General features: G+C 51.5%; 9 protein-coding genes. 6 read left to right on the forward strand and 3 right to left on the reverse strand.

All coding sequences use genetic code 11. The annotated features are described in order from the left end of the window. The first annotated feature begins 94 nt into the window (after nucleotides 1–94). The 6 genes from ACMG4N_RS15700 to ACMG4N_RS15725 all read left to right on the forward strand — a co-directional run bounded on the left by ACMG4N_RS15700 (nucleotide 95) and on the right by ACMG4N_RS15725 (nucleotide 9,013). On the forward strand, nucleotides 95–1,456 hold the full coding sequence (locus ACMG4N_RS15700; RefSeq protein WP_063509526.1) for an OmpP1/FadL family transporter: 1,362 nt from the start codon (nucleotides 95–97) through the stop codon (nucleotides 1,454–1,456). A gap of 34 nt (nucleotides 1,457–1,490) precedes the next feature. Next, nucleotides 1,491–4,571, forward strand: a complete 3,081-nt coding sequence (locus ACMG4N_RS15705) for an Ig-like domain-containing protein (RefSeq protein ID WP_063509527.1) — start codon at nucleotides 1,491–1,493, stop codon at nucleotides 4,569–4,571. 173 nt (nucleotides 4,572–4,744) lie between these two features. Next, nucleotides 4,745–5,701, forward strand: a complete 957-nt coding sequence (locus ACMG4N_RS15710) for an alpha/beta fold hydrolase (protein ID WP_063509528.1) — start codon at nucleotides 4,745–4,747, stop codon at nucleotides 5,699–5,701. Then, on the forward strand, nucleotides 5,698–7,224 hold the full coding sequence (locus tag ACMG4N_RS15715; RefSeq protein WP_035248735.1) for a flavin-containing monooxygenase: 1,527 nt from the start codon (nucleotides 5,698–5,700) through the stop codon (nucleotides 7,222–7,224). The genes ACMG4N_RS15710 and ACMG4N_RS15715 overlap by 4 nt, the downstream gene beginning before the upstream one ends. After that, nucleotides 7,221–8,087 carry an SDR family NAD(P)-dependent oxidoreductase gene (locus ACMG4N_RS15720; RefSeq protein WP_007150445.1) on the forward strand — a complete coding sequence of 289 codons (867 nt, stop codon included), beginning with the start codon at nucleotides 7,221–7,223 and terminating at the stop codon, nucleotides 8,085–8,087. Before ACMG4N_RS15715 ends, ACMG4N_RS15720 begins: the two co-directional genes overlap by 4 nt. 41 nt (nucleotides 8,088–8,128) lie before the next feature. Next, nucleotides 8,129–9,013: a metal-dependent hydrolase gene (locus tag ACMG4N_RS15725; RefSeq protein WP_414432365.1), complete on the forward strand. Its 885-nt coding sequence runs from the start codon at nucleotides 8,129–8,131 to the stop codon at nucleotides 9,011–9,013. Nucleotides 9,014–9,158: 145 nt separating this feature from the next. Here ACMG4N_RS15725 and ACMG4N_RS15730 read toward each other — a convergent pair whose 3' ends face one another. Genes ACMG4N_RS15730 through ACMG4N_RS15740 form a run of 3 tightly spaced genes read right to left on the reverse strand, consistent with a single transcriptional unit; the run spans nucleotide 9,159 to nucleotide 13,031 of the window. Continuing rightward, the gene (locus ACMG4N_RS15730; RefSeq protein ID WP_414432367.1) at nucleotides 9,159–10,760 is read right to left on the reverse strand and encodes a GMC family oxidoreductase; all 1,602 of its coding nucleotides are present in this window, start codon (nucleotides 10,758–10,760) and stop codon (nucleotides 9,159–9,161) included. Beyond that, complete coding sequence (locus tag ACMG4N_RS15735; RefSeq protein ID WP_414432369.1) at nucleotides 10,747–11,862, reverse strand: acyl-CoA dehydrogenase family protein; 1,116 nt, start codon at nucleotides 11,860–11,862, stop codon at nucleotides 10,747–10,749. The genes ACMG4N_RS15730 and ACMG4N_RS15735 overlap by 14 nt, the downstream gene beginning before the upstream one ends. Before the next feature lie 8 nt (nucleotides 11,863–11,870). Further along, on the reverse strand, nucleotides 11,871–13,031 hold the full coding sequence (locus ACMG4N_RS15740) for an acyl-CoA dehydrogenase family protein (RefSeq protein ID WP_414432371.1): 1,161 nt from the start codon (nucleotides 13,029–13,031) through the stop codon (nucleotides 11,871–11,873). Between the last annotated feature and the right edge of the window lie 19 nt (nucleotides 13,032–13,050).

Raw genomic sequence — 13,050 nt, forward strand, 5'->3', positions numbered from 1 at the left:
AGCCTGAGACCAATATTGGTTGTTTAACCAAACAAACAGAAAATCAGAACAACTCACCATCTATAACCAGAACAGCCCCCTTTAGGAGCCTGAAATGTCTGCAAAAAAAACAAAACGGTTACCTCTCCTTTTCTTCACGTGCACTACAGCATTGCTCTCACCCGGCTTGGCTATTGGCGGTGCTGGCGACGGAGCGAGCACTTATGGGCTAGGCCCGATGAATGCCGGCACTGCCTTGGCATTCAGTCCTTTTGCATCCAACAGCTGGTCGGTGTACTACAACCCGGCCGCCATGGCCCGCTCCCCGGAGGGCGAACTGGGAGTCATTGTGCAGTATGGCGACCAGGAATTACGTGCCAAATCACTGGGAGGAACAGACCCTTTGGAGCGAGAGAATGATATCCTCTCTGACACCAGTTCCGAACTATTATTAATCGGCTTCAAAAGCCGCGTCGCCGGCATTTCCAGCATCGACAAGCCCATTTACTTTGGCCTGAACGTGGGTGTAGACCAATACACATCCAACCTATTGCCCTATCAGGCCAATACCAGCCAGAAAGGGCAGTTTCTACGCTATGAATCTCAGCCACTTTATCTCGCCTTTGGTGGCGCTATCAGCAACGTCCTGAGGGGCGTTGACGTCGGCGCATCAGCACGTCTTACCCTCCAGGCCAAAGCCAACCTGGAAGCAGTTTCAGACCTTGGCGGCAACACAGACTCTGAAAAACTTTCCCTGGAAGCCTCTCCATCCCTATCACCGGCACTAGGTATCAATATCCGCTCTGGAGAAATGTTTTGCGGTACAAGCGAGTGCATGCCTTTTGGAATGGATAAGATGGAGCTGGCTCTTTTCTGGCGGGGGGAAAGTAGCTATGAGGTATCCGTGGATGCCAATGTGGTTGTGCCGGGAGTTATCCCTGAACCAGGCCTGAGCCTAGCGCTTAGTACAATTGATACCTATCAACCTGAAGTTCTCGGCGCAGCCATTTTGCTTCCCGTTGGCAAATTCGAATTGACGGCAGGCATTGAGCAGCACAATTGGTCTGCGCTTGAAAGCGAGTTTGCCGACGATACTATTCGCGATCAGGCTAATCTAGCGTTTGACGACATCACCATTCCCCGAATTGGCGTTAGCTATCAGTGGTCGGAGTCCATGAAACTCTTTGCCGGCGCAGCCCTGGAGGACTCACCTTTAAAATCCAGCCGATCCCAGGACGTTAACTATCTTGACACCGATAAAAAGGTTTTCGGTCTGGGTGCCAGCTACCGTCTGTCCAGCGCGCCAATAATAGATATGCCATTAGAACTCTCCTTCGCTTACCAGTATCAAATGCTGGATGAAGCTGATTTCGAATTGACCTCCATCAACTCTTCCACCGATCCAGCCCCTTATGAAACGGTAAGGGCTGATGGTGAAATAAACGTATTTTCTTCCTCCCTGTCGCTAAAGTTTTAACAACAGGCATGCGATTAATACCAGGAGAAGAGCAATGAATAATAACCCCATCACAATCCACCAGTTTCTGATTAGTCTGGCGGTCGCCATAGCAGCCCTTCTGACCGGGTGCGGTGGCGATCAGGGCGATGTAAGCAATCCCTGGAGCACACCAGAGACATTAATTTTTTCTTACCCTTATCCTGGCCAGACCGAGGTTCCAGCTACCGCGCCAGTAATCCTGCGATTTTCCTCTGCACTTGAGCAAGAGGTTATTGATGACATTGACTCACGCCTACAGCTGGTCAGTGATACTGATGGGAATACCGTCATGGTTGACTATCAGGTGGTAGACAATGGCAGAGGCCTGGCCCTGTATCCTCAATCGCGGCTGGCTCCGGCGGAAGCGTACCATCTGGTTGTCAACGATGATGGCCTTGGAGCCATTGATGATAACTCCGTGGCCCGCGTTCGGTTTCGGACTGCAGGCAGTCAAGCCGGCGCATCGCAAACCATGGGAAGCGGCTCTTTCACCCTGCTTTCAGCCACTCCTCTAGACCAACCGTCATTGCTAGAGCCGATTGATGATGCCAGCCATCCCAACGACATGAGCACCTTCAGGATGTCGTTTAACCAAACGGTTGATCCGACCAGCACAGCATATGGCGAAACCGGATCGGTTCAACTTCGTGACAACCTCGGCAAGTTGGTTCCCGCATCGCTATTTTTGCAGGGTCGTTACCTGACACTGGATCCTGACCAGGATCTGAAACCTGTGGAACACACACTAACGATTGCTGGGCTGCGGGCCCAGACTACCGGTGAACAGTTGCCGGAGTACAATCGGACTTTTGTTCCGGAAGCCACTCTTCCCCGTGCTACATCCGTTCTAAAAGTTGGCAGTCTTGGAGCTGAGCAACCTGGACTAGTGTCAACTTTAACCGGCAACCCGATCAATCAGGTGCCAGTACAATCCTTTGTGCTGGGAGATGAATCATTTACCGGGTTGAGCGGGGATCTAGCTGCAGATCTGGCTTTTGCTCCCAACTTTCCTAATGCCGTTCCACTGCGAGTACCCGCTGGTTCCGTACTCCGAGGCACCCCCGTGGACGTCAATATACTGGGCGAAATACCGTCCGGGCTGGAAACCGGTGAAGTCACCATCACGATACTCAGCGACGCTAATGGGTATCTGATCCCGAATCCATTCAGTGATTCCCCATCGGTTCCCCGCTATGCCCTGCTTAATATGGACGCAGCAATGACTGCAGCAGGTCAAGAGCCCAATGCGGCTCTCAGCCAGAACCTGCTTAATGTGCAGGTAGCGGGTTTAGCCGTTGTAAAGGATGGTGTACTAGTACTGGATGCGGTCAGTGTGGTTGAACCTGATGTACTGGGCCTGGAGAAGGCATCCGGTCTGCTCTCATTCCGCATGGAGGCCTATCAAAACCAGCGCCAAGCGCCTGCCCCAAGCCAAGACACTCGACCCTTGCAGCTTCAGTCTTGGGCACCGGGAGAAACGTTCCAACCCAATGCAAGGCCTGGTGACCCCGTTATCCTGAACTTCAACAAACCATTAGACCCAGCTTCGGTGTTCCTTGACGGTGCCGTACAGGTTTCTGTTGATGATGTAGTAAAGACGTACCCAATACGTCACGATGGAGCCACGATCATCATCGGAGGAGATATCCTTCAACACGGAAAAGACGTCGAGGTCACCCTCACCAGCCTGCTCCGAGATACGCAGGGAAACCCGCTCAACCAGGACCAGACACTCAACATCCGCCTACCGGACTTCGTGCTTCCCAATGGCAGCACCAATGAGCTACGTGCACCACTTGTCGCTGCTGTTTTTCCCGGTTACCCCTGTGCGTTAACCGATGTCGATCTTACCGGCGAAAGAGAGACTTGGCGCAATGGCCGATGTGTAGGAGGTAAAAATAGCGACCCGCTCTATCCTGTACCGAATATGTTCAAGGATTTTAGTATTCGAGTCATCTTTAGCCGCAGTATCGACGGCGACACGGTTAATGATCAGACTTTTGTTGTTGAACACTTCGATACCAACAATAACGCATGGGACCCCATCAATGGTCGTCTCAAGGTGCTTGCCCAGCGAATAGAGTTTCTCCCGAACAACCCGTGGCAGATTGGCGAGCTTTATCGCTACACCCTGCACTCCGAGCAAAACTCGCCTGTTTGTGGCACCAATGCCATATGTTCAACCGATGGTGCACCGCTACAAACACGTCAAATCTCTCAGTCCAGTTCCTCAGCCCCAGAGCTTAGAGAAGGAGGTCCAGACCTAACCAATCACTTCGTTGTAACAGGGGAAGAGGACCGGATCACCCGTGTGTCGTTACGCTCTCTGCCGGTTGCGGATGTTAACGCTAATCTTAGTATCGATGACAACGAGCAAGGTGCGGTACCCGATGGTAACGGCGGTGCCATTGCCGATGCCAACTACCTACAGCTTAGGCTAAAAAACAAATCGGGAGTAATAACCCATGCCAACATTGGCTGTGGTATAGGCGACGATTGCCCGGAAAAGAAATTTGCCTTTGTCGGGTCAGGCGCCTTGCAAGCCGGGGTAAGCCAGTATGAGCCGGATGTCACCATCAACCGACGCCTCATCGACAGCGACCCAATGACATCAAATGAAGTCACCGGCGCCGTCATTGCCAAAGTCTTCCCCACTGTTCTCCCAACGACGAGTGTGTTTCTGGAAGCCCGTGCACTGGGATTAATCACAATACCGTTAGACACCGGCCCCCTGGTGCTTCGCTTGGCATATGAAAACAATCAGCCCATTACTGGCTATATCACCCGAACCCCTGATGGCCCCTGGTTTAGCACCACGTTTGATCTCATGGTGGATGCACCAGAACTGGAACCACGACTAATCATTGAACTTGGGCATGACATCCGCAGTAAAAAAATAACCGGAGTCACCTTGGAAGGGCCGTTACGTTTTGTTGACGATGGTCGCCTGATTCTAAAAGTTCGCAACCCTGACTCTCTCGTCATACCAGCCAACATTGATCTGCTTGGCATAGGTTTGGCCGGTGTCGAATTGGAGGTACCGCCCCTCGGCGTAGACCTTACTTTTACCTTCTTGCCGGTAAAAGATTTTTAATATATTCCCCTTGTGCTAACGCACTTTCATGCCCCCTTTATGGGGGCTTTTTTCTGTCCTCACCGTATGCCACACCGCTGAATGATCATCAATATCGTCAAATAGGACTTTTCTTTGTGTAGAAGAAACGCTAATATTTGGTTGTTTGGCCAAATAAATAAATGCCTATAATGATGCATCCTCACGACAGCCTCGCAAGCCTTGCCTATAGCGATTCAAAGCACTCACCGGAATCTGGCAGGGATATACAGTTCCCGGGAAACGGCGGGTTGGTTCTTAGTGCAACCCAGTTCGGGGACCCGAAGTCACCGCAGGTGCTTTTGCTGCATGGCGGCGGACAGACCCGTCATGCCTGGGCGCACACGGCAACAGCTCTGGCCAGATCCGGGTACTGCGCTACCTGCATTGATGCCCGCGGTCATGGTCAAAGCCAGTGGTGCCCTGAAGGGGATTACAGCGGCACCGCGCTGGTATCAGACCTCCGCGCCATCATCCAATCACTTCCCACATCACCTTATATCGTGGGAGCGTCAATGGGCGGACTGACGGCCATGCTTACCCTTGGGGAGGAGCCCCCCTTGCCCTGTCGAGGTCTGGTACTGGTGGATGTGGCCCCACGGCTTGAGACCAAAGGCGTTCGCCGGGTGATTGAGTTCATGCGCCGCCACCCTGACGGTTTCGACTCTCTGGATCAGGTTCAGGATGCCGTGGCTGCCTATAACCCAACACGAAAAGCACAATCAAGCTCACAGGGCTTGCGAAAAAACCTCCGCCAGGACGCTAATGGCCGTCTCCATTGGCACTGGGATCCTGCGTTTCTTGATCATGCGGTAATCCCTGAAGCAAATGAAGGCATGTTCGGCCGAGCGCGACTCAATCTTGCAGCAAGCAAACTCAAATTACCGATATTACTCATCCGCGGCCATCACAGTGATGTACTCAGCGAAGCAGGAGCCCAGGAATTATTAGCCCTCGTGCCACATGCCAAGTACCGAGTAATCCATCAAGCAGGTCATATGGTAGCGGGTGACCGCAACAGTATTTTTACCGGAGCAGTGCTGGACTTTCTTCAGCACCTTGACCCGCAAGGAAATCACATACGCTCCACCGATCGGAGACTTACACCATGAAACATAAACACCTCGACGTGCTGATCATTGGCGCGGGCCTTTCCGGCGTTGGTGCGGCTTGTCACCTAAGCCGCAAGTGCCCAGATCTACGCTATGGCATCCTTGAGCGACGCAAGCGCGTTGGTGGCACCTGGGATTTATTTCGCTATCCCGGCATCCGTTCGGACTCCGATATGTTCACACTCGGCTATAACTTTCGGCCTTGGACAGACACCAAGATGCTTGCCGATGGCCCCTCTATTCGCAATTACATCGAAGAAACCGCTGAGCATCATCAGGTCCACAAGAAAATTCATTTTGGCCTGAAAGTCACTGCCGAGGACTGGAGCAGCGAATTCAATCGCTGGACGGTTACCGCGTTGAACGAGGAAACCGGTGAAGAAGAAGTTTTCACCGCTGGGTTTGTCCTCAACTGTACCGGTTATTATAACTATGACGCCGGCTACACACCGAAAATTCCTGGAATCAATCGCTTTGGCGGCGAGGTAATTCACCCGCAGCACTGGCCAGATAACTACGACTATACGGGTAAGCGAGTTGTCGTGATCGGCAGCGGCGCCACCGCCGTAACACTGGTGCCCGCGATGACCGACCGCGCTGCGCATGTCACCATGTTACAGCGCTCCCCTACTTATGTTGCCTCCGTCCCTGAGCAAGATCTCATCTCGAAAAACCTGCGCCGAGTACTGCCAGAAATGCTTGTTTACCGCATGGCGCGCACACGCAATATCCTGCTGCAGAGAACCGTATTTAACCTATCGATTCGTAAGCCCAAAGCGATCCGCAGATTACTGCTGGCCGCTGCTCGCAAACAACTGGGGCCGGATATCGACATGAAGCATTTTCAACCTCACTACAACCCATGGGAGGAACGAATGTGCGCAGTTCCCAAGGGGGATCTGTTCAAGGTGCTTCGTGAAGGCAAGGCTTCCGTGGTGACGGATCATATAAAAAATGTCACCAAAACCGGTATAAAACTGGAATCTGGGGATTGGATACCTGCCGATATTATCGTCACAGCTACCGGTCTGGATTTGCAAATGTTGGGCGGCGCAGAGCTACGTGTTGATGGTACGCACGTCAATCTCTCAAACACCATGATGTACAAAGGCTTAATGCTGGAAAAAGTGCCTAATATGGCACTGGTCTTTGGCTATACCAACGCGTCCTGGACCCTCAAGGCAGATATTGCCTCCGAATTTGTTTGTCGGCTTCTCAAGCATATGCGCAAGACAGGCGCAGAAAAGGTGACCCCTATCGACGAGGAAGGGTGTGGCTCTGATGTCAACTTTCTCAACCTTCGCTCTGGCTACATTCAACGTGCTGATGACCGCCTGCCACGCCAAGGCAACAAAGATCCTTGGCAAAACCTCAACGATTATCTTCACGACCTGCCGGCGCTTCGTTATGGAAAAATGAATGATGGCCACCTTAAATTCGAAACGACAAACCTACATAAAACGAAACGCAATCTCGTCCAAAAACTTCTGAGCAACACACTCAATATAGAGGCGCAACGATGAAATCATTTTCAGGAAAAGTCGCGGCGATCACTGGCGCCGGGTCGGGCATCGGGCAAGCCACGGCGATTGCTCTAGCAAAAGAAGGCTGCCACTTAGCGATCTCTGATATCAGCGAAGAAAGCCTAGAGAAGACGGTCGAATTACTGGCAGGCTACGCCGTCAACATCAGCACTCATGTTGTTGATGTCAGCAACAAAAATGCGGTTTATCAATACGCGGAAGATACCGTATCAACACACGGAAAAGTAAATCTCATCATGAACAATGCCGGTGTGGGACTGGGTGAGACCGTCGAGAACATGAGCTATGAAAACTTTGAATGGCTGATGAATATCAATTTCTGGGGTGTCGTATACGGTACAAAGGCATTTCTTCCCCATCTCCAGAAAATAGGTGAAGGCCATATCGTCAACATCTCCAGCGTTTTCGGCATTATCGGTGTTCCAACCCAGTCAGCCTACAACGCCGCAAAATTTGCTGTTCGCGGATTTACAGAATCATTACGTGAAGAGCTGGATATCGCGGGCGGCCTTGTCAGCGCGACTTGCGTTCATCCAGGTGGAGTAAAGACCAACATAGCGCGTAATAGTCGCATGGGAGACATGGGCAGCATGAACATGGGCGACAAAGAAGAGATTGCCAGCATGTTCGAAAAAATTGCCATGACCACACCCGAAGCTGCCGCTAGAACCATCCTGAAAGGCGTGCGGAAAAACCGGCGAAGAGTTTTGGTAGGCGGTGACGCGGTCATGCTGGACACCACACAAAGACTGATACCCACAGGCTACCAACGCTTGCTTGAAATTATGTTTAAAAAACAGCAAAGCAGCAAAAATAAAAAAACGCATCAGGGCATGGCCTGACATTTTTCTATTTAACTATCACATTATTGATTGGAGGCGATATGCGCTCGTCTAATACGGTAAAAAGCATTAAGAAACTCAGCGGCGCGCTGGTGGGCATTCCACCGCGTCATATCAATTTTCAATTTCCGGATTCCATTCCAAAGTATTTTTATGCTGGAAATGCCACAGCAACGACTTTCTTTGCCATGCTCTCCGGGTTTTTCCCACCTGGTGAACGCTATTTCATGGAGTCTGTTAGACACTTTCGTGGTCAGGTTAAGGACGAATCTCTACGGGCGGCCATATCGGGCTTCATGGGGCAGGAGGCCATTCACGGACGAGAGCATGACAGGCTGAACCAGATTCTCGCCGAGTACGGCTATGACATGCAGTCGCCAGATCGGTTTGTCAAAATTGGCTTGGCCATACTAGAGAAGTTGCCGCCGAGCACTCGGCTAGCCGCCACCACGTTTATGGAGCACTTTACTGCGCTTCTCGCCGAGCAGCTGCTTGAAGACGAGAATTTTGTACGCCAGGCAGACCCTGAAATGCTCAAAATATGGCAGTGGCATGCGCTCGAAGAGCTGGAACACAAATCTGTTGCCTACGACGTATATGAGCTTATTGGTAACAGCCGTACAGAGCGCGTGGCTGCAGCCCTCGCCTCGATGGTCGTCTTGCTGCCGATGCTGGGCATCACCTGGAGCTGGATGCTTGTCAAAGACGGCCAGCTCGGCAACATCAGCGATAATGTTAAAGGTCTGAATATTTTGCTAGGTCGTAACGGGTTTGTATCGCAAATCCTTTCGCGCCTTCCTGAGTTCATTCAGCCGGATTTCCACCCTGATCAACATGACACCAAAGGGCTGGAAAAACTGTGGCGTGATAAGTTGTTCGCTGAAGGTGGCCAACTGCATGAGCTGTATAGCAATCCGGCGGCATAATAATGCTCAAGGGGTTTAGGGAACCTCTGAATAGTTGACGACTCTGTCACCACCGTTTGCTAAAAGACACACAAAAAAATGCCGGAATTGCTTCCATGCAACTCCGGCATTACACCTTTTATAATAGCTTTTCTCTAGCCGATCTTTATTGCGCATCCTCTAGAATGAATTGTGCCGCTCGCTCGCCAATCATCATACATGGCGCGTTCGTATTACCACTGATCAACAGTGGCATGATCGAGGCATCCGCGACACGCAACCCCTTCACACCGTTTACCCGCAGACGGACATCCACCACCGCTTTTTTATCACTACCCATTCGGCAAGTGCCGACGGGATGGTAGATTGTTTCAGCGCGCTGGCGAATATCCGCGTCAATCTGTTCATCACTCTCCACGCTGGAAGCCGGTTCGTCATCACCGCCAAAAGCAGAGCTGAAAGAATGACTGTGAAACACTTTTCTGGCTAGTTTCACGCCTTCACGGAGCACAAGAATATCGTCAGGATGAGAAAGATAGTTTGGGTCTATCAAAGGCGCAGCAAATGGATCGCTATTGGCCAATCGAATCTGTCCTCGACTCTTAGGCCTGAGTTGGCACACATGAATCGTACAACCAAACCCTGGCGTCAACTGACGTCCATGATCTCGTAGATAAGCCGGTAAAAAGTGTAGCTGAGCATCCGGACGATCCGGCTCGCTGAGCAGGCTGACAAAAGCCCCTGCTTCCGCCGCGTTACTGGCAAGAAAGCCGCGCCGATGACGAAAATACTGGTAGAAGGCACTAATCAGCCGAGGTATAAAAAACGGTGACATGCCGATTGATTGACGGCTTTTATCCTTGATCATGACGGTCATATCAAGGTGATCTTGAAGGTTCTCCCCAACTTCCGGCGAGTCTTGCAAACAGGTGATGCCGATTTTCGATAGGTGCTCTCGCTCTCCAATACCCGACAACATCAGCAACTGAGGGGTATTGATCGCCCCACCGGACAGGATGACTTCTTTGTTCGTACCAATGACCGATTGAGCACCATCACTATCACAAATTTCGACGCCAATCGCCCTGCCGCAATCCAGTAACACCTTGGTTACCTGCACATCCGTCATGATGTGCAAGTTATCGCGGCCACGTGCAGGATCCAGGAAAGCACGCGCGGCACTCCATCGGCGCCCTTCTTTTTGTGTTACCTGAAACCGGCCAAAGCCTTTCTGTTCCGGCCCATTAAAATCATCGTTTCGGGTATAACCCAGCTCTTCACCGGACTTAATAAACAGCGGGGTTAACGGGTTAACATCCCTGACTTGGGTAACATTCAGCGGCCCACCCACACCATGCCAATTGTCAGCGGAGTATTGTTCATTGTTTTCATGTGCATTGAATACCGGCTGCACATCTTTCCACGCCCACCCTGTTGCGCCTTGCGCTGCCCAGTCATCATAGTCTTGTTGTTGGCCTCGAATGTAGACCATGGCATTGATTGAGCTGCTGCCCCCCAGTGTTTTTCCTCGCGGCCAGTAGAGGCGCCTTTTATTAAGGTGACTCTGTGGCGCGGTGTCGTAGCCCCAGTTTCGCTTTCCTTGTTTAATTAGACCGATGAGTCCAAACGGAATATTAATAAAACCGCTATTATCGTGGGGGCCGGCCTCAATAAGACAAACGGAATACTTGCCGCACTCGCTTAACCGGTTGGCAAGAACACAGCCCGAAGAGCCCGCCCCCACGACGATAAAATCAAACGACTTCATTTTGGTTCTCCCCCGCCTGAATAAACCGTGACATGTGGTGCTCTCGGTCGCCATGACTCAATGACGCATGTGTCACCAGACGGAAGTAATGGCCAATGTTCAGCTCTTCCGTAACACCAACGCCACCATGGATCTGGATACCTTGCTGCGTGATACCGACGGCCTGGTTTGCGTAGTAAGCCTTTGCCGCCGCTGTCGCGCGCCCGCGCTCACAAGCGTTTGCGTCCTCTCCTTTTACTGACACCATCAAGAGCATGGATTCCAGCTGCTGGAGATCAATAAACGCATCAACAAGGTAGTGCTGGATTACCTGAAAACTGCCAATCGTTGTACCAAACTGTTTACGCGTTCGAGCGTACTCCAGAGTGGCCTGATACACCTCTCGGCAGGCACCGTACATACGTGCGCAATCCAATGCGCACAGATAATCGAACCAGGCAGAAACCGCCTGCTTTGCCGCATCACCACGACACAAAACCATTTCGTCTGTGATGAGCACATCATCAAGCGTCAAACTGGCAGCACGGCTTCCATCGAGCAGTCGATATCTTTCAACGCCACAGGCGTCGAAAGGTAGCGCGACAATGACCAACTCATCACCAGACATAGCGGAGACGAGCACGGTGTCTGCAACGCCACCATCAGACACAACGTGCTTCTGCCCGGAAAGTCGTTCTCCGTTTAGCCTCAAGGAAGGGTTCAGCACGTGATAACCGGCATGCCGGTCATAAAGACCGCAAGCCACACGTGCCTCACCAGCAATAATGCGATCAAGCAACGCCAAGGATGTTGGCGTATTGGCGCACTCCAATAACTTGCCGGGGGAAACAATTAAATCGACAAAAGGGTCAAGACAAAGCGCGGCTCCTAACTCCTGAACAATGGCGCACACGTCAAGCAATGAGCCGCCATACCCTCCAACAGATTCAGCAAACGGAAGGCCAAACCAACCCAAATCATTCATGGCCTGCCAGCGATTCGCTTCAAGGTGATTACTCTCATTCAACTGTGCAATGTAGGTGTCAAATGAATAGTTGTCTTTAAGATAACGGCGCGCGGTATCCGCAATCATGGTGGTATTTTCGGGTAACTTGAAATCCATTTTTCACCTCACAATCCGAGCAACATCTTCGCCAACACGTTTTTCTGGATCTCGTTAGATCCACCATAGATGGTGCTCGCACGCAGGAAGTTATAGCGGCGACTGGCCTGATTAAAAATTTGCTCCCCAATGGGCTCCTCGTTATCCCATGGCAAAGACATCAAACCTCCGATTTCCACCATCGCTTGGGAAACCCTTTGCTGTAGTTCCGTGCCTTTGATTTTCAGTCCTGACGATTCTGGGCCGAACGGCTTGCCTTCATCTGTGGCAGCAACGGTGCGAAAGTTGGTGTATTCCAGTGCCATAAGATCGACTTCCAAGCCAGCCAACCGACGCACCGCCAACTGCTTATCTGTTTCCGTTGGTAGCGCATCGATAGCACTTTTAAGGCGATTGATTTCGTAGTGAATATCCGCCACACCGGCAATGGTGGTGCGTTCGTGGGTAAGAAGAAACTTGGCAATGGTCCACCCCATTCCTTCTTGACCCACCAAATTTTCCACAGGCACTTTCACGTCGGTAAAATAGACTTCGTTAAGGTGATGATGCCCATCAATTGAATAAATCGGCCGTACTTCAAGCCCGGGGGTTTTCATATCGATCAGCAGGAATGAAATACCCTGCTGCTGTTTCACGGTGCTATCCGTTCGCACCAAGCAAAACATCATGTCTGCCCAATGGGCCTGTGTCGTCCAGATTTTTTGACCATTAACCAAATAATGGTCGCCATTACGCGTGGCTCGCGTTTTTAACGAGGCCAGATCTGAGCCCGCATTGGGCTCAGAATAACCCTGGCACCATAGCGTTTCGCCACGCTGAATGCCGGGCAACCACCGTTCCTTCTGTGCTTCAGAACCAAAGGTATATAACACCGGCCCAACCATGGCCACACCAAAAGGACTTGTTGGCGGAGCCCCTGCCGAGGCGCGTTCCTGATCGAAAATATACCGCTGGGTAGCGCTCCACCCTGGGCCACCAAATTGTTCTGGCCAAGTAGACGTGAGCCAACCTTGACTGCCCAGCAAACGCTCCCATCGTTGCTGCATATTCTTGTCTGGCATCGCTCCTCGGGCAGTACAGCGCCGAATATCATCAGGCACATTTTCCTTCATCCACTGCCGGATACTCTTACGAAATTCTTTTTCGTCATTACTGAAATCCAGATTCATGGAAGCCTCCAAGCCAATA

It is taken from the genome of Alcanivorax sp. IL2 (assembly GCF_047495475.1).
In the GTDB taxonomy this organism is placed as follows: Bacteria; Pseudomonadota; Gammaproteobacteria; order Pseudomonadales; family Alcanivoracaceae; genus Alcanivorax.

Bases quoted from the DNA above. Each gene is read 5' to 3' on its own strand.
- ACMG4N_RS15735 (WP_414432369.1), bottom strand. From the start codon at position 11,862: ATGGATTTCAAGTTACCCGAAAATACCACCATGATTGCGGATACCGCG.
- ACMG4N_RS15740 (WP_414432371.1), bottom strand. From the start codon at position 13,031: ATGAATCTGGATTTCAGTAATGACGAAAAAGAATTTCGTAAGAGTATC.
- ACMG4N_RS15705 (WP_063509527.1), top strand. From the start codon at position 1,491: ATGAATAATAACCCCATCACAATCCACCAGTTTCTGATTAGTCTGGCG.
- ACMG4N_RS15725 (WP_414432365.1), top strand. From the start codon at position 8,129: ATGCGCTCGTCTAATACGGTAAAAAGCATTAAGAAACTCAGCGGCGCG.
- ACMG4N_RS15710 (WP_063509528.1), top strand. From the start codon at position 4,745: ATGCATCCTCACGACAGCCTCGCAAGCCTTGCCTATAGCGATTCAAAG.
- ACMG4N_RS15720 (WP_007150445.1), top strand. From the start codon at position 7,221: ATGAAATCATTTTCAGGAAAAGTCGCGGCGATCACTGGCGCCGGGTCG.
- ACMG4N_RS15730 (WP_414432367.1), bottom strand. From the start codon at position 10,760: ATGAAGTCGTTTGATTTTATCGTCGTGGGGGCGGGCTCTTCGGGCTGT.
- ACMG4N_RS15715 (WP_035248735.1), top strand. From the start codon at position 5,698: ATGAAACATAAACACCTCGACGTGCTGATCATTGGCGCGGGCCTTTCC.
- ACMG4N_RS15700 (WP_063509526.1), top strand. From the start codon at position 95: ATGTCTGCAAAAAAAACAAAACGGTTACCTCTCCTTTTCTTCACGTGC.